Annotated in this window: 15 protein-coding genes and 1 pseudogene; 10 read left to right on the forward strand and 6 right to left on the reverse strand. The window is 59.0% G+C overall.

The window, feature by feature from the left end:
- Window positions 1–10: 10 nt before the first annotated feature.
- The 8 genes and pseudogenes from nuoI (at window position 11) to ACOYXH_RS14745 (ending at window position 8,888) form a co-directional block, all read left to right on the forward strand.
- The gene (nuoI, locus tag ACOYXH_RS14710; protein WP_007920177.1) at window positions 11–559 is read left to right on the forward strand and encodes an NADH-quinone oxidoreductase subunit NuoI; all 549 of its coding nucleotides are present in this window, start codon (window positions 11–13) and stop codon (window positions 557–559) included.
- Window positions 560–568: 9 nt separating this feature from the next.
- Window positions 569–1,069, forward strand: a complete 501-nt coding sequence (nuoJ, locus tag ACOYXH_RS14715) for an NADH-quinone oxidoreductase subunit J (protein ID WP_007920176.1) — start codon at window positions 569–571, stop codon at window positions 1,067–1,069.
- Between the two features lie 3 nt (window positions 1,070–1,072).
- Window positions 1,073–1,381 carry an NADH-quinone oxidoreductase subunit NuoK gene (gene nuoK / locus ACOYXH_RS14720; RefSeq protein WP_003223790.1) on the forward strand — a complete coding sequence of 103 codons (309 nt, stop codon included), beginning with the start codon at window positions 1,073–1,075 and terminating at the stop codon, window positions 1,379–1,381.
- Window positions 1,378–3,231, forward strand: a complete 1,854-nt coding sequence (gene nuoL / locus ACOYXH_RS14725) for an NADH-quinone oxidoreductase subunit L (protein WP_460065116.1) — start codon at window positions 1,378–1,380, stop codon at window positions 3,229–3,231. Before nuoK ends, nuoL begins: the two co-directional genes overlap by 4 nt.
- Window positions 3,232–3,270: 39 nt before the next feature.
- Entirely contained in the window at window positions 3,271–4,803 is a 1,533-nt protein-coding gene (nuoM, locus tag ACOYXH_RS14730; protein ID WP_016986254.1) for an NADH-quinone oxidoreductase subunit M, read from the forward strand.
- 7 nt (window positions 4,804–4,810) lie between these two features.
- Window positions 4,811–6,274: an NADH-quinone oxidoreductase subunit NuoN gene (nuoN, locus tag ACOYXH_RS14735; protein WP_007920173.1), complete on the forward strand. Its 1,464-nt coding sequence runs from the start codon at window positions 4,811–4,813 to the stop codon at window positions 6,272–6,274.
- Between the two features lie 620 nt (window positions 6,275–6,894).
- Window positions 6,895–6,987 (forward strand): annotated as a pseudogene (locus ACOYXH_RS14740) (transcriptional regulator); the annotation flags it as partial.
- Window positions 6,988–7,562: 575 nt separating this feature from the next.
- Window positions 7,563–8,888, forward strand: coding sequence for an OprD family porin (locus ACOYXH_RS14745; RefSeq protein WP_460409726.1), 1,326 nt, complete (start codon window positions 7,563–7,565; stop codon window positions 8,886–8,888).
- Between the two features lie 557 nt (window positions 8,889–9,445).
- On the opposite strand, the gene ACOYXH_RS14750 is transcribed toward ACOYXH_RS14745, so the two are convergent.
- The 6 genes from ACOYXH_RS14750 to ACOYXH_RS14775 all read right to left on the reverse strand — a co-directional run bounded on the left by ACOYXH_RS14750 (window position 9,446) and on the right by ACOYXH_RS14775 (window position 16,796).
- Window positions 9,446–9,826, reverse strand: a complete 381-nt coding sequence (locus ACOYXH_RS14750; RefSeq protein ID WP_460409727.1) for a DUF6124 family protein — start codon at window positions 9,824–9,826, stop codon at window positions 9,446–9,448.
- Window positions 9,827–10,307: 481 nt separating this feature from the next.
- A complete protein-coding gene (locus ACOYXH_RS14755) occupies window positions 10,308–10,640 on the reverse strand; it encodes a DUF2790 domain-containing protein (protein WP_095124491.1) in 333 nt (110 codons plus the stop codon).
- Window positions 10,641–10,720: 80 nt separating this feature from the next.
- Entirely contained in the window at window positions 10,721–10,924 is a 204-nt protein-coding gene (locus ACOYXH_RS14760) for a co-regulatory protein PtrA N-terminal domain-containing protein (RefSeq protein WP_095124490.1), read from the reverse strand.
- A 223-nt stretch (window positions 10,925–11,147) separates the two neighbouring features.
- Window positions 11,148–14,297 carry a CusA/CzcA family heavy metal efflux RND transporter gene (locus ACOYXH_RS14765; RefSeq protein WP_258708473.1) on the reverse strand — a complete coding sequence of 1,050 codons (3,150 nt, stop codon included), beginning with the start codon at window positions 14,295–14,297 and terminating at the stop codon, window positions 11,148–11,150.
- A 14-nt stretch (window positions 14,298–14,311) separates the two neighbouring features.
- Window positions 14,312–15,499: an efflux RND transporter periplasmic adaptor subunit gene (locus tag ACOYXH_RS14770; RefSeq protein WP_220556487.1), complete on the reverse strand. Its 1,188-nt coding sequence runs from the start codon at window positions 15,497–15,499 to the stop codon at window positions 14,312–14,314.
- Window positions 15,500–15,548: 49 nt separating this feature from the next.
- A complete protein-coding gene (locus ACOYXH_RS14775; protein WP_320413175.1) occupies window positions 15,549–16,796 on the reverse strand; it encodes a TolC family protein in 1,248 nt (415 codons plus the stop codon).
- Between the two features lie 411 nt (window positions 16,797–17,207).
- On the opposite strand from ACOYXH_RS14775, the gene ACOYXH_RS14780 reads away from it, so the two are divergent.
- Together ACOYXH_RS14780 and ACOYXH_RS14785 are read left to right on the forward strand one after the other, a co-directional pair.
- Window positions 17,208–17,882, forward strand: a complete 675-nt coding sequence (locus tag ACOYXH_RS14780; RefSeq protein ID WP_320413176.1) for a heavy metal response regulator transcription factor — start codon at window positions 17,208–17,210, stop codon at window positions 17,880–17,882.
- Entirely contained in the window at window positions 17,879–19,312 is a 1,434-nt protein-coding gene (locus tag ACOYXH_RS14785; RefSeq protein ID WP_460409728.1) for a heavy metal sensor histidine kinase, read from the forward strand. The genes ACOYXH_RS14780 and ACOYXH_RS14785 overlap by 4 nt, the downstream gene beginning before the upstream one ends.
- Window positions 19,313–19,316 lie beyond the last annotated feature (4 nt).

The raw sequence follows: 19,316 nt of genomic DNA on the forward strand, positions 1-19,316 counted from the left end.
GATTTGACCCATGTTCAAATATATTGGCGACATCGTTAAGGGTACTGGTACCCAGTTGCGCAGCCTGGTCATGGTCTTCGGCCATGGCTTCCGCAAGCGCGACACCCTGCAATACCCGGAAGAAGCGGTCTACCTGCCACCACGCTACCGTGGTCGCATCGTCCTGACCCGCGACCCCGATGGCGAAGAGCGTTGCGTTGCCTGCAACCTGTGCGCCGTGGCTTGCCCGGTGGGTTGCATCTCGCTGCAGAAAGCGGAAACCGAAGACGGTCGCTGGTACCCGGACTTCTTCCGTATCAACTTCTCGCGCTGCATTTTCTGCGGTCTCTGCGAGGAAGCCTGTCCGACCACCGCGATCCAACTGACTCCGGATTTCGAGATGGCCGAGTTCAAACGTCAGGACCTGGTGTACGAGAAAGAAGATCTGTTGATCTCCGGCCCCGGCAAAAACCCTGATTACAACTTCTATCGTGTTGCAGGTATGGCAATCGCTGGCAAGCCGAAAGGCTCCGCGCAGAACGAAGCCGAACCGATCAACGTGAAGAGCTTGCTGCCTTAAGGAAGAACGATGGAATTCGCTTTCTATTTCGCATCGGGTATCGCTGTTGTGTCCACGCTTCGCGTAGTCACCAACACCAACCCTGTGCACGCCCTGCTCTACCTGATCATCTCGTTGATCGCTGTGGCCATGACTTTCTTCGCACTCGGCGCGCCGTTCGCCGGCGTGCTGGAAGTGATCGCCTACGCCGGCGCCATCATGGTGCTGTTCGTGTTCGTGGTGATGATGCTGAACCTCGGCCCGGCCTCGGTTCAGCAAGAACGCGTCTGGCTCAAGCCCGGCATCTGGGCCGGTCCGGTGATTCTCGCCGCCTTGCTGCTGGCCGAACTGCTGTATGTGCTGTTCGCTCACCAGAGCGGCCAGGCCATCGGCCACACCACCGTAGACGCGAAAGCCGTGGGCATCAGCCTGTTCGGTCCGTACCTGCTGGTGGTCGAACTCGCCTCGATGCTGCTGCTTGCCGCAGCCGTCACGGCGTTCCATTTGGGCCGTAACGAGGCGAAGGAGTAAGACATGCCTGCTATCCCTCTCGAACATGGTTTAGCCGTCGCCGGCATCCTGTTCTGCCTTGGTCTGGTCGGCCTGATGGTCCGCCGCAACATTTTGTTCGTGTTGATGAGTCTGGAAGTGATGATGAACGCCTCTGCACTAGCGTTCATTGTTGCTGGCGCCCGTTGGGGCCAGCCGGATGGACAGATCATGTTCATCCTGGTGATCAGCCTTGCAGCCGCCGAGGCCAGTATTGGTCTGGCGATCCTGCTGCAACTGTATCGCCGCTTCCACACGCTCGATATCGACGCTGCCAGTGAGATGCGCGGATGAATCTTATCTTTCTGACTTTCGTATTCCCTCTGATCGGTTTCCTGCTGCTGTCGTTCTCCCGTGGACGCTGGTCGGAAAACCTCTCGGCACTGATCGGCGTGGGTTCCATTGGCTTGTCGGCGATCGTCGCCGCCTACGTCATCTGGCAATTCAACGTCGCACCTCCCGAAGGCGGTCACTACACCCTGGTGCTGTGGAAGTGGATGGCGGTCGAAGGCTTCAAGCCTGACTTCGCCCTCTACGTCGACGGCCTGTCGATCACCATGCTCGGCGTGGTGGTTGGCGTCGGTTTCCTGATCCACCTGTTCGCATCCTGGTACATGCGCGGCGAAGCGGGCTACTCGCGCTTCTTCTCGTACACCAACCTGTTTATCGCCAGCATGCTGTTCCTGGTACTCGGCGATAACCTGTTGTTCCTGTACTTCGGCTGGGAAGGCGTGGGCCTGTGCTCGTACCTGTTGATCGGTTTCTACTACAGCAACCGCAACAACGGTAACGCCGCACTCAAGGCCTTCATCGTGACCCGGATCGGCGACGTGTTCATGGCCATCGGCCTGTTCATCCTGTTCCAGCAAGTGGGCACGCTGAACATCCAGGAACTGCTGGTGCTGGCACCGCAGAAATTCCAGGTCGGTGACTTCTGGATCACCCTGGCGACCCTGATGCTGCTGGGTGGTGCTGTAGGTAAATCGGCACAACTGCCGCTGCAAACCTGGCTCGCGGACGCAATGGCCGGTCCTACTCCGGTTTCGGCACTGATCCACGCCGCGACCATGGTGACCGCCGGTGTCTACCTGATCGCCCGTACCCACGGTCTGTTTACCCTGGCGCCGGAAATCCTCCACCTGGTCGGCATCGTTGGTGGCGTGACCCTGGTTCTGGCCGGTTTCGCCGCACTGGTACAGACCGACATCAAACGTATCCTCGCCTACTCGACCATGAGCCAGATCGGCTACATGTTCCTGGCGCTGGGCGTTGGTGCATGGGATGGCGCGATTTTCCACCTGATGACCCACGCCTTCTTCAAGGCCCTGCTGTTCCTTGCTTCCGGTGCGGTGATCGTTGCCTGCCACCACGAGCAGAACATCTTCAAAATGGGCGGTCTGTGGAAGAAACTGCCACTGGCCTATGCCAGTTTCATCGTTGGTGGTGCCGCCCTGGCCGCTCTGCCACTGGTTACCGCAGGCTTCTACTCCAAGGACGAAATCCTTTGGGAAGCGTTCGCCAGCGGCAACCACGGTCTGCTTTACGCAGGTCTGGTCGGCGCGTTCATGACCTCGCTGTACACCTTCCGCCTGATCTTCATCACGTTCCACGGTGAAGCCAAGACCGAAGCCCACGCGGGTCACGGTATCGCTCACTGGCTGCCACTGTCGGTGCTGATCGTGCTGTCGACTTTCGTCGGCGCGATGATCGTGCCACCGCTGCACGGCGTGCTGCCAGAAAGCGTTGGCCATGCCGGTGGCGAAGCCAAGCACAGTCTGGAAATCGCTTCGGGCGCCATCGCCCTGGCCGGTATCCTGCTGGCAGCGCTGCTGTTCCTCGGCAAGCGTCGCTTCGTGACGGCAATTGCCAACAGCGGCATCGGCCGTTTCCTTTCGGCCTGGTGGTTCGCCGCCTGGGGCTTCGACTGGATCTACGACAAACTGTTCGTCAAGCCGTACCTTGCGATCAGCCACATCCTGCGCAAAGACCCGCTCGACCAGACCATCGGTCTGATCCCGCGTATGGCCAAGGGTGGTCACACTGCCCTGAGCCGCACCGAGACCGGTCAACTGCGTTGGTACGCTGCTTCGATGGCTGCTGGTGCCGTGCTGGTGATTGGCGCCATCGTGCTGGTAGCGGTCTGATATGAACCTTGCGAATTTGCGAAAGGAAACGAGCCCGTCATGATTCTGCCTTGGCTAATCCTGATCCCCTTCATCGGCGGCCTGCTGTGCTGGATGGGTGAGCGCTTCGGCGCTACCCTCCCGCGCTGGATTGCGCTGTTGACCATGACCCTGGAACTCGCCCTCGGCCTCTGGCTGTGGGCCCACGGTGACTATTCATTTGCACCGGCGCCTGGCGCCGATCCGACCTGGGCGCTTGAGTTCAAGCATGTCTGGATCCAGCGCTTCGGCATCAACGTGCACCTGGCCCTCGACGGCCTGTCGCTGTTGATGATCCTGCTGACCGGTCTGCTGGGTATCCTCTCGGTACTGTGCTCGTGGAAAGAGATTCAACGTCACGTTGGCTTCTTCCACCTGAACCTGATGTGGATCCTGGGCGGCGTTGTCGGCGTGTTCCTCGCCCTCGACCTGTTCATGTTCTTCTTCTTCTGGGAAATGATGCTGGTGCCGATGTACTTCCTCATCGCGCTCTGGGGTCACAGTTCTTCGGACGGCAAGAAAACCCGGATCTACGCAGCGACCAAGTTCTTCATCTTCACTCAGGCTTCCGGCCTGATCATGTTGGTGGCGATCCTCGGTCTGGTGCTGGTCAACTTCAACAACACCGGCGTGATTACTTTCAACTACGCCGACCTGTTGAAAACCAAGATGTCGATGACCACCGAGTACATCCTGATGCTCGGCTTCTTCATCGCCTTCGCGGTCAAGCTGCCCGTCGTACCGTTCCACTCGTGGTTGCCTGATGCCCACGCCCAGGCGCCGACTGCCGGTTCCGTCGACCTCGCCGGTATCTTGCTGAAAACCGCTGCTTACGGTCTGCTGCGTTTCGCCCTGCCGCTGTTCCCGAATGCTTCGGCCGAGTTTGCGCCGATTGCCATGACCCTCGGTCTGATCGGGATCTTCTACGGTGCGTTCCTCGCTTTCGCACAAACCGACATCAAGCGTCTGATCGCCTTCTCTTCCGTTTCCCACATGGGCTTCGTGTTGATCGGCATCTACTCCGGCAGCCAACTGGCCCTGCAAGGTGCAGTGATCCAGATGCTCGCGCACGGTGTGTCGGCGGCGGCACTGTTTATCCTCAGCGGTCAGTTGTACGAGCGTCTGCACACTCGTGACATGCGTGAGATGGGCGGTCTGTGGTCGCGTATCGCTTACCTGCCGGCGATCAGCCTGTTCTTCGCAGCCGCATCCCTGGGCTTGCCGGGTACCGGTAACTTTGTCGGTGAGTTCCTGATCCTGATCGGCTCCTTCGCAAGCTGGCCGTGGATCACTGCAATTGCCACCTCCGGTCTGGTGTTCGGTTCGGTCTACTCGCTGATCATGATCCACCGTGCCTACTTCGGTCCGTCCAAATCGGATTCGATCCTGCACGGTATGGACGCTCGCGAACTGATCATGGTGCTGGGCCTTGCGGTGCTGCTGGTTTACCTCGGCGTCTACCCGCAACCGTTCCTCGACACCTCTGCCGCCACGATGCATGGCGTGCAGCAGTGGCTCGGCACCGCCTTCACTCAACTCGCTTCGGCCCGGTAAGAGCGCTATGGAATTCACGATTCAACACTTTATTGCGCTTGCGCCACTGTTGATCACCAGCCTCACCATTATCGTGGTGATGCTGGCAATCGCTTGGCGCCGCAACCACTCGCAGACCTTCCTGATCTCGGTCGCCGGTCTGAACCTGGCCTTGCTGTCGATCCTGCCAGCCCTGAAAGTCGCGCCTCTGGCCGTGACTCCACTGCTGCAAATCGACACCTTCGCTTGCCTGTACATGGCGCTGATCCTGGTCGCCACCCTCGCCTGTGTGACCCTCGCCCACGCCTACTTGGGTGATGGCGGTTCGGGTTACCCGGGCAACCGTGAAGAACTGTACCTGCTGATCCTGATGGCCGCCGCCGGTGGTCTGGTTCTGGTCAGCGCGCAGCACCTGGCCGGTTTGTTCATCGGTCTGGAACTGCTCTCGGTGCCGGTTTACGGTCTGGTGGCTTATGCCTTCTTCAACAAGCGTTCGCTGGAAGCCGGCATCAAATACATGGTGCTGTCGGCCGCCGGTTCTGCATTCCTGTTGTTCGGTATGGCGCTGCTGTACGCAGACTCGGGTTCGCTGAGCTTCGTTGGCATCGGTCAGGCTCTGGCTGCGACTGGCCTGCCTAGCTCGCTGGCACAACTGGGCCTGGGCATGATGCTGATCGGTCTGGCGTTCAAGCTGTCGCTGGTACCGTTCCACCTGTGGACGCCGGACGTTTACGAAGGTGCTCCGGCACCGGTGGCTGCGTTCCTCGCGACTGCGTCGAAGGTTGCGGTGTTTGCGGTGATGGTGCGTCTGTTCCAGATCTCCCCTGCTGCCAGCAGCGGCGTCCTGAGCGACGTGCTGACCGTCATCGCGATCGCCTCGATCCTGTTCGGTAACCTGTTGGCCCTGACCCAGAGCAACCTCAAGCGTCTGCTCGGTTACTCGTCCATCGCGCACTTCGGCTACCTGCTGATCGCGCTGGTGGCTAGCAAGGGTCTGGCGGTGGAAGCCATCGGCGTGTACCTGGTGACTTATGTGATCACCAGCCTCGGCGCCTTCGGCGTGATCACCCTGATGTCCTCGCCGTACAACGGCCGTGACGCGGACGCCCTGTACGAATACCGCGGCCTGTTCTGGCGCCGTCCGTACCTGACCGCCGTGCTGACCGTGATGATGCTGTCACTGGCGGGTATCCCGCTGACCGCTGGCTTCATCGGCAAGTTCTACATCATCGCTACCGGTGTTGAATCGCACCAATGGTGGCTGGTCGGCTCCTTGGTACTGGGCAGCGCCATCGGCGTCTTCTACTACCTGCGCGTGATGGTCACCCTGTACCTGATCGAGCCAAACCTGCGTCGCCACGACGCCCAGCTGCACTGGGAACAGAAGGCAGGCGGCGTGATGCTGCTGGCCATCGCCCTGGTCGCGTTCTTCCTGGGTGTGTACCCGCAGCCATTGCTGACACTGGTTCAGCAGGCGGGTCTGGCGGGCTGATTGCTTGGCTGGCTAGAAACAAAAACGGCACCTTCGGGTGCCGTTTTTGTTTTTGTGGGATCTTTTACCAATGCTATGCCCTTCCTACTGAAATCCCCGAAATCTCGCGCCCTACTGTTGGGTTCCTCCTACAGCCAGAATTTGGCTTTTTGCTTATCTTGTTCGACGTAAAAGACATCGATCCAAATCGAGTCCGTCTTCAGGAACGAGAAAATAAAACTCCAGCGGAAATCAGAAATGAACAACACAAATGGCCAATCAAAACCTGAGGACGCGACCAGACCGACACCTCCCCATAAACCTTCTGTTCCGGTTGTACGTCGCGTCGTGAACGAGAAAGTCATTAACCGTAAAGAAATAGCGCTGGATCGCAAGTAACGTAGAAGCACAAAAGTCTACTAGCTACGCAAAACGGCACCTTCGAGTGCCAGTTTCGTTTTGTAGAGTTACCGTCAAAAGATCACAGCCTTTATGAGATGCCGAAGACTGAGGTCTTTTGATCTCAACGCCCTCCCCTTTTTAGGAATTTGCCTGCAAACCCCTGAGCAATGGCTGACATTCCGTAGAAGACATTTTTCGTTAAATTCGGGGATCACATATCAAGTGGAGATCCACGAACCATGAAGCGGGATATTTATTCAGAATTGATGAATGGCCTTGATGCGTTAGCCGAAGAACGCCAAGGCAAAATCACCTTGAAGAAGACCCGGGTAACACGGATCGGCGCCATGAAAGGCAAACTCATACTTCCCGCCGAAATTGATGCATCTGTATCACATGGCTTGCTGGATACCTTCGAAAGATAAAAGCCACATCCGCTCACATGTGATCTATCAGAATCATCCGGATTACTGTGGGAGCGAGCCTGCTCCGGGCGGCGTTCCGACGAAAGCGTCGGCACATCAACCCTCTTCAGAGCCTGGCACTCCGCTTTCGCGAGCAGGCTCACTCCTACAGATTGTGTGTCGTTCCCAACACTCAGGTACACCTCAGACCACTTGTGGGAGCGAGCCTGCTCGCGAAGGCGTAGACACTTTCAACATCTTGATTGGCTGACACTCCGCTTTCGTCGGAACGCCGCCCAGAGCAAGCTCGCTCCCACAGGTTTGTGTGGCGTTCACTCAATCCATATAACCACATGACGAAATTGTAATTCCCCCATCACCTCGACGTTATCCGCAGTTTGCAACGATGTCACCCGGCGACCATGCCGGCGGGCCCTGCCCCGCCGAACAATAAAACCCACGCCGAAGCACGTTCCCGTTCTGCCGAACCCAAGGAGTGTTTGATGGTTAACCCTACAAAAATATCGATGGCCGCTTTAGCGGCGGTGGTCGGCGCCGGGCCGTCCATGGTGTTTGCAGAAGACAAACCCGAAGGCTTTGTCGAAGGCAGCAGCCTTACGCTGCTCAACCGCAATTTCTACTTCAATCGTGATCATCGCAATGGTCAGTCCAGCCCCACCGGCAACGGTTATTCCGAGGCTTGGGCGCATGCCGTGATCAGCAAGTTCGAATCCGGTTTCACCCAAGGCACCGTCGGGGTCGGGGTTGATGCGTTTGCGATGATCGGACTGAAACTCGACACCGGTGACGGCCGTAATGGCGGGCGCAGTTCGTTTGATGTGTTGCCGGTCAACAGCGACGGCGAAGCGCGGGACGAATACACCAAGGTCGGCGGCGCCGCGAAAGTGCGGGCGTTCGATACGGTGATCAAGGTCGGTGATGTTTTCCCGGTCAACCCGGTGGTTGCGGCGGGTGACTCGCGCTTGTTGCCGGAAAGTTTTCGCGGGGTGACAGCGAGCAACACCAGCATTGAAGGTCTGTCGGTGCTGGGCGGTCGGTTGCACGCGATGAGCCAACCGGTGTCCAGCGACATGCGCGAGAACTTCGCGACCTTCTACGCAGGCCCGGTCAATTCGCCGTGGATCGCGTATGGCGGCGGTGATTATGTGCTGAACAAAAACCTCAGTTTCAGCCTCTATTCCAGCCGTCTCAAGGATGCGTGGAATCAGTACTACGCAGGCACCGCCTGGACCTATCCGCTGTCCGATGACCTTTCACTGTTCGGTGGCCTGAACTATTACAAGGCCGTCGACGAGGGCAAACAACTGCTCGGCGAGTTCGACAACAACATCTGGAGCGGCCGCGTTGGCGTCAAGCTTGGTGCCCACTCCGTCGCCCTCTCCCACCAGCGCAACAACGGCAATGACGACTTCGATTACCTGCGCCAGTCCGATTCGATCTTCCTCGACAACTCGATCCAGTACAGCGACTTCAACTCGCCGAAAGAGCGTTCGTGGATGGTGCGCTATGACCTCGACATGAGCACTTATGGCGTACCCGGTCTGTCGTTCATGACCCGTTACGCACGCGGCACCGACGCTGATTATTCCAACGCTAACGCCGTGTATATGCGCCGCGATGCCGAGGGCAATCCGCTGACCGATCAGAAACGTTGGGAGCGCGATATCGAAGTCAAATACGTGGTGCAAAGCGGTTCGATGAAAGACCTGTCACTGCGCTTGCGCCAAGCCACAACCCGCGCCACGGCGTTCGAGTCGGATCTGGATGAAGTGCGGGTGATTGTCGAGTATCCGCTGGCGATTCTTTGATTGCGCGGTTGATGCAAATTCACCTTTAGAAGCTCCTTGCTCCTTTGGTAAGAGGTGAATCTTTTGGCGTCCTTCGGGGCGCTTTTTTTTGCTTTGCGTTTTGCCGTGGTTATGTATTCCAGGTTCAGGCCCGGCCCTCACCCTCTCCCAGAGGTAGAGGGGACTGACCGAGTTGGCTGTTGAAGATACATCGACCTGAAAAACCGAGGCGTACTCTGGTTTTGAATGGCTTGAAGATCCGCTCCCTTTCACCCTGGAGGAGAGGGGACTGACCGAGTTGGTTGTCGAAGATACATCGACCTGAAAAACCGAGGCGTACTCTGGTTTTGAATGGCTTGAAAGCCTGCGCCCTTCCCCCTCGCCCCATGGGTGAGAGGGGACTGACCGAGCTGGTTGTTGAAGATACATCGACCTGAAAAACCGAGGCGTACTCTGGTTTTGAATGGCTTGAAGATCCGCTCCCTTCCCCCTCGCCCCCTCGGGGGAGAGGGCTGGGGTGAGGGGGCAGGATTTTGAGGTCAACGCAAAAACAACTGTTAAAAACTGGCCATTGATAACTACGCGTTTGGATCTACGTTATCCAGTGCCTTGTTCACCGCCAGTTCGCCAAGCATGACCACCTGCGCGATGCCGAGCAGGGTCTTGCGATGGGTGCCGCCCAGAAGCGCGACGAAGTCACCGAGCATCACCGTGGCCGAGACCAGGGATTCGCTGGCGTTGGCCAGTAATGATTCGGTGTCGGCTTTGGGATTGACCAGGAACATCTGGTTGGGGATGTACGGTGCGGACATGATGGCGGTCGACGGTTTGAGGTAGAAATCGAGGGCGCGGTCGGCGGCTTCGTGGAGTTTTCGGGTGTCGACGGAGGCGTAAGGCGATGTTGAGTTGGCGTCGGGGATGGCGTCTGTTTCGGGGGGATTCGGGGTTGGCTTTTTCATAATGTTTTACTCAGCTTGAAGGTGGAGCTGGCCCTTTCGGTTCCACGCGAAAGGGTGGCAGCTGTACGCAGGTTGGAACCCGGGCAACTGAGCAAACCCGACAGACTCGAAGTCTCCCGCGCACAGCCGCCATAACGGAGTGCACACATGAAAGTGCGCAAGCATACGTCATGAACAGTGCGTCTTGCTTCAGTTGATCCGCAGGGTTCCAATCCCGATCGCTGAATTGGCAGCGACCCACACAGGCTAGAGAGCTGACGTCCGACGGACAACCTGAAAACATTGTGGGAAGGTTCCGCACTTCTCACACAACACTTAAACATTACGAATTGAAATACGCAGCGTGGTATTGCAATTCGGCCCCTGTAGGAGCTGCCGAAGGCTGCGATCTTTTGATCTTGATCTTGATCTTGAAAATCAAAGTCAAAAGATCGCAGCCTTCGGCAGCTCCTACACGGGACCGCGTTTCGCCGTGAAGGATTCAGCTCCCGCCGTTTCGACACACGCCCATCACGTTGTACTTGATGGTATTGAGCAGACCTTTGGAGTCCTCGTAGGTCATCGCGGTGGGCACCACTTTGCACGCCGCCTGCGGCTTCACCACGCTCACCACTTTGACCACGTCCAGCTTCATTCCGTATTCGTAATCCTTCACCACCGGCGGCGCTTTGCCCTGGTTGGCGGCGTACTGTTCCATGGCTTTGCTGTTGGCGCTGAGCGCGCGTTCAAAGGTGCGGTCACCACCGCCTTCGGCCAGCACATTCGCAGACATCGCCATTACGCCGACGAACGCGATCCACTTGAGCATGTTCATATCCATTTCCTTCCCGTCCCGGCTTGAAAAAAAAGCCCGGCATCGATGCGCGATGAAGGGCTTGTTCAGGTGCTGCAGGCTTACAGGTCGCGGGTTTTGTCGTCTTTCTTGTCAGTGACGACAACCGGGTTGCCGGCGGCTTTTTCCTTGGCGACGAACCGTTCCATGGAGCGGTCGTTGCTGGTCATCATCCGCTCGAATGTGCGGTCGCCGCCGCCTTCTGCCAACGCTACGGAAGAGATCGCCAGAGCGGCTGCGAAGGCAGTGAGTTGGGTAAGTTTCATCGTTGATTCCTCGTTTAAGTAACTGACGGGATCAAGGTAACAATCCGAACCTATCGTGACGGTGGCGGGGAAATTACATATCCGTTATGTGCCCGGCACTCTCCTGAAGTCGAACACAAAACCTGTAGGAGTGAGCCTGCTCGCGATAGCGGTGGGTCAGTCAATGTAGATCTGACTGATAGACCGCTATCGCGAGCAGGCTCACTCCTACAGAGGGGATTACCTATTTAGTTGGAACGGCGTCCTCATCCCGGCGATGGGCAAGTTGGTATAGCGCCGGCAAGATCAGCAGCGTGAGGATCGTGGAAGACAGAATCCCGCCGATCACCACGGTCGCCAGCGGACGCTGCACCTCCGCGCCGGTGCCGGTCGCAAGCGCCATCGGGATGAAGCCCAGCGACGCCACCAGTGCTGTCATTAACACTGGCCGCAAACGAGTGAGAGCACCTTCGTGAATGGCGTCCGAAAGCGACCGCCCCTCCTCACGCAAATTACGAATAAACGCAATCATCACCAAGCCGTTCAACACCGCCACCCCGGACAACGCGATAAACCCGACCCCCGCCGAAATCGACAGCGGAATATCCCGCAACCACAACGCCATCACCCCGCCAGTCAGCGCAAACGGAATCCCGGTAAACACCAGCAAGCCATCCTTCAGGTTGTTGAACATCATGAACAACAACCCGAACACCAACAGCAACGCCACCGGCACCACAATCTGCAAGCGCTTGGCCGCCGATTGCAGTTGCTCGAACTGCCCGCCCCAACTGGTCCAGTAACCGGCAGGGACCTGCACGTCACGTTCGATCACTTCGCCGGCCTCGCTGACAAATGAGCCGATATCACGCCCGCGCACGTTGGCACTGACGATCACCAGTCGCTTGCCGTTCTCGCGGCTGACCTGATTCGGCCCGAGCACCAGGTCGAGGCTGGCGACGTCTTGCAGCGCGATGAAGCCGATCTGATTCGCAGCGCCACTCAGTGCCGGCACTGGGATCAGCAGTGCCGACAAGCCGTCGATGTCCTTGCGCATGGCATCGGACAGGCGCACGACCATATCGAAACGCCGATCACCCTCATACAACGTCCCGGCCTGACGCCCGCCGACCGCAACGGCAATGGTGTCCTGCACATCACCGACGTTGAGTCCGTAACGCGCGGCTTTATCGCGATCGATGTTGATGGTCAGCACCGGCAACCCGGTAGTCTGCTCGACCTTCACTTCGGATGCGCCGTTGACCTTCTGCATGGCAGCAGCGATTTTCGCAGCGGTGGCGTTGAGCACGTCCATGTCATCACCAAACACCTTGACCGCGACGTCGCTGCGCACGCCGGAGATCAGCTCGTTGAAACGCAACTGGATCGGCTGCGACAGTTCATAGTTGCTGCCCGGCAGCGTCGCGGCGGCGGCTTGCAGTTCGGCCATCAGGGTTTCGCGGGACTTGCCTGGGTCCGGCCACTGGTCCTTGGGTTTGAGCATCACGTAGCTGTCAGAGATGTTCGGCGGCATCGGATCCGAGGCGATTTCGGCCGTGCCTGTGCGGGCAAACACGCGCTCGACTTCCGGCACTTTCGCCAGAATCAACGTCTCCAGGCGCTGCTGCATATCCACCGATTGCGTCAGGCTAGTGCCCGGCACGCGCAGCGCTTGCAGGGCAAAATCCCCTTCGCTGAGGCTCGGCACAAACTCGCTGCCCATGCGACTGGTGAGCATACCGCTGAGCACAATCACACCCAACGCCGCGCCCACTGCGATTGCGCGATGGGACATGACCCAGGCCAGCGCCGGCGCATAAACGCGACGTGCGCCACGCATCACCGCGCCCTCTTCTTCCTTGACCTTGCCCGTGACGAACAGCGCAATCGCCGCCGGCACAAAGGTCACCGACAACAGCATCGCGCCAAGCAAAGCGATGACCACGGTAAACGCCATCGGGTGAAACATTTTCCCTTCGACACCACTCAACGCGAAGATCGGCAGGTACACCACCATGATGATCAACTGGCCGAAAATCAGCGGTCGCCGCGCCTCTTTCGCTGCGGCAAAGACTTCCTTGAAACGCTCGGCACGGGTCAGCAAACGTCCGTGATGCTGCTGCGCATGGGCCAGTCGACGCAGGGTGTTTTCAACGATCACCACCGCGCCGTCGACGATGATGCCGAAGTCCAGCGCGCCGAGGCTCATCAAGTTGGCACTGACCTTGTTGCTGAACATGCCAGTAAAGGTGAACAGCATCGACAGCGGAATCACCATCGCCGTAATCAGCGCCGCGCGGATGTTGCCGAGGAACAGAAACAGAATCGCGATCACCAGAATCGCGCCTTCGATGAGGTTCTTTTTCACCGTGGCGATGGCTTTATCGACCAGGTGCGTGCGGTCGTACACCGGCACGGCGATCACGCCTTGCGGCAAGGATTTGTTGATTTGTTCGAGTTTGCTGGCGACCGCTTGCGAGACTGTGCGGCTGTTCTCGCCGATCAACATGAACACCGTGCCGAGCACCACTTCAGCCCCGTTTTCCGTGGCCGCGCCGCTGCGCAGTTCGCGGCCGATTTCCACGCTGGCGACGTTCTTCACCCGGATCGGCGTGCCGTCAACGTTGGCCATGACAATATTGGCGATGTCCTCGGTGCTCGCCACTTGCCCAGGCGCGCGAATCAGCAATTGCTCGCCGCTGCGCTCGATGTAACCGGCGCCGACGTTGGCGTTGTTGCGCTCCAGCGCGGTGACCAGATCGGTGAGGGTCAGCTTGTACGCGGCCAGGCGTTTCGGGTCCGGAGCGATCTGATATTCCTTGGCGAAACCGCCGATGGTGTTGATCTCGGCCACGCCCGGCACGTTGCGCAATTGCGGCTTGATGATCCAGTCCTGAATCACCCGCAGGTCGGTCGGCGTGTAGGCTGTGCCGTCGTCCTTGAGTGCGCCCTCCTTGGCTTCCACTGTCCATAAAAAGATCTCGCCGAGGCCGGTGGAAATCGGCCCCATCACCGCTTCGGCGCCTTCGGGCAATTGCTCCTTGGCGATCTGCAGACGCTCGTTGACCAATTGCCGGGCGAAGAACAGGTCGGTGCCGTCCTTGAAGATCACCGTGACTTGCGACAGGCCCGAGCGCGACAGCGAACGGGTCTGTTCAAGTGCCGGCAAACCGGCCATCGCGGTTTCAATCGGAAAGGTGATGCGCTGCTCGGTTTCCAGCGGCGAGAACCCGGCGGCGCCGGTGTTGATTTGCACCTGGACGTTGGTGATGTCGGGCACGGCGTCGATCGGCAGTTTTTGATAACTGGCGATGCCGAGGCCGGCCATGAGCAGAACGGCGAGCAGCACGATGATGCGCTGCTCGATGGCAAACTGGATCAGGCGTTCGAACATGGGATTCTTCCGGATCAGTGGCTGTGCTCGGCTGAGGCTTTGCCCAGCTCCGACTTGAGGACGAAGCTGCCGGCGCTGGCGACTTGCGCGCCCGGTTCCAGCCCTTGTGTGATTTCCACATGGCCGGCGGCGCGGCTGCCCAGCTCAACCGCGCGCGCTTCGAAACCGTCGTCGGTACGCACGAACACCGTGGATTTGTCCTCGACGGTCTGGATCGCAGATTCCGGTACGGCGACTTTCGCTTCGCGACTGTCGGTCGCCACCAGCGCGGTGACGAACAGACCGGGGCGCCACGAGCCTTGTGGGTTTTCCAGGGTGACGCGGACGGTCGCGGTGCGGGTTTGTTCGCCGAGCAAGCTGCCGACGTAAGCCACGCTGCCGACCACTTCTGCGTTGAGTTCCGGGGCGCTGACGGTGACCGCTTTGCCTACTTGAACCTTGTTCAGATCCTTCGGTGACACGCCGAACGTCACCCACACTCGCGACAGATCCGAGAGGGTGAACGCCGCTGTACTTTCATCAACGACCTCGCCCGGCGTCAGGTGTTTCTCCACCACCACGCCGTCGAACGGTGCGCGCAATTCGTAGCGGTTGCCGCCAGTGGCGACCACGCTGCCGCTGAGCACGCTGATCTTTTGCCGCGCATTGCTCACGGCGATTTCGGCTTCTTGCAGTGCCTGGCGCGCCTGGAGGAAATCCTGCTCGGCGGAGATCTTGTCCTGCCAGAGCTTTTTCTCGCGCTCATAGGTGGTGCGCGCCAAGGCCAAACGACGTTGCGCGGCAGCTTGCTCACTGCGTTGATCAGATATCTGCTGACTGGCGATCACCGCCAGCAACTGACCCTTCTTCACCGTCTGCCCGAGGTTGACCGCCACCGTCTCGACCACGCCCGGAACGCGCGGTACAACGTGGGCGGTGCGGTCTTCGTCGAAGCGTACTTCGCCGGGGAACGGCAGGCCGCGGCTGATGTTTTGCGGTTTTGCCTCGGCCAGTTGAATGCCGGCAGCACTGATCTGCTCCGCACTCAATTCGATGTGTCCCTCTTCGGCATGGTCAGCCGCTGCACCCTCTTCGGCGTGATCGGCATGCTCAGAAGTCTCGTCGGCATGCGCGTCGATGCTTGCGTTACCTGACCACTGCGAGCCGATACCAATGCCCAGCGCCAACGTCGCCACCGCGACAATCATCAATTTTTTATCCATGGAAACTCCTCTGCGCCGAGCCATCGCGCAGTTGTCTGAAAGGTGAAATTCAACGGCTGACGCTGAGGTCGCCGAAGATCCGTTCGATGCGTACGCGGGCGTCGGTGGCTTCGCTGACAGCCTGGATGTACTGGCTACGAGCGCTGATCAATGTTCGTTGCGCATCGAGCACATCGAGGAAGCCGAACTTGCCCATTTCGAATCCGCGCGTGGCGCTGTCGACCGCACTTTGCGCGGCGGGCAGGATGGTCTGGTTGAACGCAGTGACTTCGCCGTTGGCGGTCTGCCATTGCTCAAGGCTGGTCTGGACTTCCGTGCGCAATCGCAGCTCGGTGGCGTTGCGCAGATCCCGCGCCTGATCGGTTCGGCGCGCGGCCGCGAGCACGTTGCCCTGATTGCGGTTGAACAGCGGAATCGGCATCGACAGCCCGACCACGTTGACCCGCTCGCGCTCGGTTTCGCTGTATTGGCTGCCGATGCTCACGGTGAGGTCGGGAATGCGCTGGGACTTTTCCAGGCCCAGCGATGCTTCGCGCTGATCGATCTGCAACTTGGCCAGACGCAGTTCGGCAGTCTCGTTCAGACGCTCGAGCAAGCGGGTCGGTGGGGGTACGGCAGCGAGGCTTTGCGTGGCTGCTTGTACATTTGTCGAGGTCGGCAACGGTGCGCCCATGACCTGCGCCAATTGTTGATAGGCGTTGGCCTGATCGCGTTCGGCGCGGCTCAGTTCCAGGCGTACTTCCGAGAGCTGCACCTGTGCTCGCGTGCCTTCGACAGGTGAGGATTTGCCGGCCTCGATTCGACCTTGTGCCACGCGCAAACCGTGCTCGGCCAGTTGCATGGATTGGCGGGACAACTGCAAGCGCTGTTGCGCGGTTTGGGCGCCGTTGAACGCCTGAATGACGTCGGCGCGCAAGGCATTGCGCTTGCGCTCCAGCTCGATGCCGGCGGCGTCCTGCGCGCGGCTGGCGACGTCAATGCGCGCGCCACGTTTGCCACCCAGTTCGATCGGCTGGCTGAGCATCACCGTGGTGGTGCGGGATTCGCGGCGGGTGTCCTCGGCCTCCCATGACAGTTCGGGGTTGGGGATCAGGCCAGCCTGTTTGCGGTCACCCTCGGCGATGCCGATTTCCCATTGGGCAGCGGCCAGATCCGGGTTGCCGGCGAATGCCGATTGCAGGGCTTGTTCGAGGGTCAGGGTCGAGGCACTGGCAAGGCTGGTGCTGGCCAACAACAGAATGCCGCTGGCTATTTTTTTCAGGCGTGATCGCGCCGTCAGTTCTGTTAAACCGGGCAATGGAAGACTTCCTTTAATCAAGAATCTTTGATGCCGCCACGGTAGGGTTTTGAACTTATCGACAAGGTGACTGGAACATTACAAATCCGTTATCCACGGTTGCAGGAAGTTGTTTTGCTCTAGCATGCGCAGTACGCAACGCAACTATGCAATACATGGAAACAAATACGCCGAAGTTATCCGCCCAACAGCACTTGCCTGAACGCAACACATAGCTATTTGCACCTCCCTGCTGCGACAGGCTGTCGCAGATGGCCGAATTAAAGAGGTCAAACGTTGACCCTGTAGCCACTACAGCGTTTACCGTGCACGTCACTCAGTTATTGACTCCACCCGGAAGTCCCTACAAAAACAATAACTTTCCCGGCCACCCTTAATTAAATATCCATTAAATAAAAGTGGTGATAGATCATGCGAATCCTTGTGATCGAGGACGAGCTTAAAGCTGCCGAATACTTGCATCAGGGTTTGACCGAAAGTGGTTATATCGTCGACCGCGCCGCCACTGGCGCCGACGGCCTGCATCTGGCGCAACAACAGGTTTATGACCTGATCATTCTCGACGTCAATCTGCCAGAACTCGACGGCTGGGGCGTGCTGGAGCAACTGCGCCGCACTCACTCCACGCGAGTGATGATGCTCACCGCGCGCGGGCGTCTGGCCGACAAGATTCGCGGGCTGGATCTGGGCGCCGACGATTATCTGGTCAAGCCGTTCGAATTCCCCGAGCTGCTGGCACGGGTGCGCACACTGATGCGCCGCAGCGAAAACATCCCGGTGCCGCAAGTGCTGAAAGTCGCCGATCTGGAACTCGACCCGGGCCGTCATCGCGCGTTTCGCGGCGAGCAGCGTATTGACCTGACCACCAAGGAATTCGCCCTGCTGCATCTGCTCATGCGCCAGTCCGGCGAAGTGCTGACCCGCACGCAAATCATCTCGCTGGTGTGGGACATGAATTTCGACTGCGACACCAACGTTGTCGAGGTGTCGATCCGGCGGTTGCGGGCGAAGATCGATGAGCCGTTCGACAGCAAATTGATTCACACCCTGCGCGGCGTCGGCTATGTGCTGGAGGCGCGCGAATGAAGCCCGCCAGCCTGTCGATGCGCCTGGGTTTGACGGTGAGTATTCTCGGTGCGCTGCTGGTGGTGTTTCTGGCGATCCTCGCTTATTTCGCCCTGACCCATGAACTGAATGCGCTTTCCAGAGACAGCCTTGAAAAGAAAATGCAACAGGTCGAACACAGCCTGTCGCTGTACGTCGACGCCAACGAAATCAGCGGTAAACCGCATATTTTGCTCGATCAGGTAATGGGCCACGACAACCTCACGCTGACCATTTACGACCGCCTCAATCAACGCTCGTCGCTGCTCAAATCCGGCTCTGGCCTGGCCGATCCACGGGTTGAATTGAAGGCAGTTCGCGCGACCACAGATCAGTTGGCCTACAGCGACAGCACCGACACTGACGGGAAGAAATTCCTCACCGCCTCCAAACTGATTCGCCTCAAGGACGGCAACAGCGTGCCAGTGCTGTTGTCGGTGGATAACGCCCACGATGAGGCGTTGCTCAGCGCCTACTTGCGCTCGACGCTGATTGCCTTGCCGCTGTTGCTGGTGTTCATCGGCCTCACGGCGTGGGGCGCGGTGCAACGCGGACTGGCGCCGATGCGCGAGTTTCGCAAAGTCGCGGCGATGGTCTCGACCCAGGATCTCGATCATCGGCTGTCGGTGGTGGACATGCCACAGGAGCTGAGCGAACTGGCGCACGGCATCAACTTCATGCTGCATCGGCTGGATGCCGGGGTGCAGCAGTTGTCGCAGTTTTCTGATGATCTGGCCCATGAGTTACGCACGCCGATCAATAACCTGATGGGCAAGGCGCAGGTGACCTTGTCCCGCGAGCGCTCGGTGGAGGAATACAAGGATGTGCTGGTGTCATGCACCGAAGAACTGGAACGTGTAGCGCGGATAGTGTCGGACATGTTGTTTCTGGCGCAGGTGAGTCATCCGTCGGCGCTGGCGCCGTTTGAATCGGTGGCGCTGGAGGTTGAAGTGACGAAAGTGGCGGAGATGTTTTCGTTGTCGGCGCAGGATAAGGGCATTCATTTGAACGTGGTCGGGAGCGCGACGGTGCTGGGTGATCGGCTGATGATTCAGCGGGCGATTTCCAATTTGTTGTCGAATGCTTTGCGGCACTGCCCCAACGGGAAAACCGTGACGTTGCTGATTGAGCAGAGTGCAGCGCAGGCGTCGCTGCTGGTCAGCAACCCCGGTGCCGGGATTGAGGCGCAACACCTGCCACATCTGTTCGACCGTTTCTACCGCGTCGACAGCAGCCGCTCGCGCTCGCAGGGCAGCACCGGGTTGGGCCTGGCGATCGTGCGCTCGATCATGAGCCTGCATCAGGGTGTGGCGGAAGTTAAAAGCTTGCCGGGGGCGTTGACCGTGTTCCGGCTTGGGTTTCCTGCGGTGACACCAATGGCCCCATCGCTTGCAAGCAAGCTCCCACAGTGATTTG

It is taken from the genome of Pseudomonas sp. Mb7, assembly GCF_054790525.1.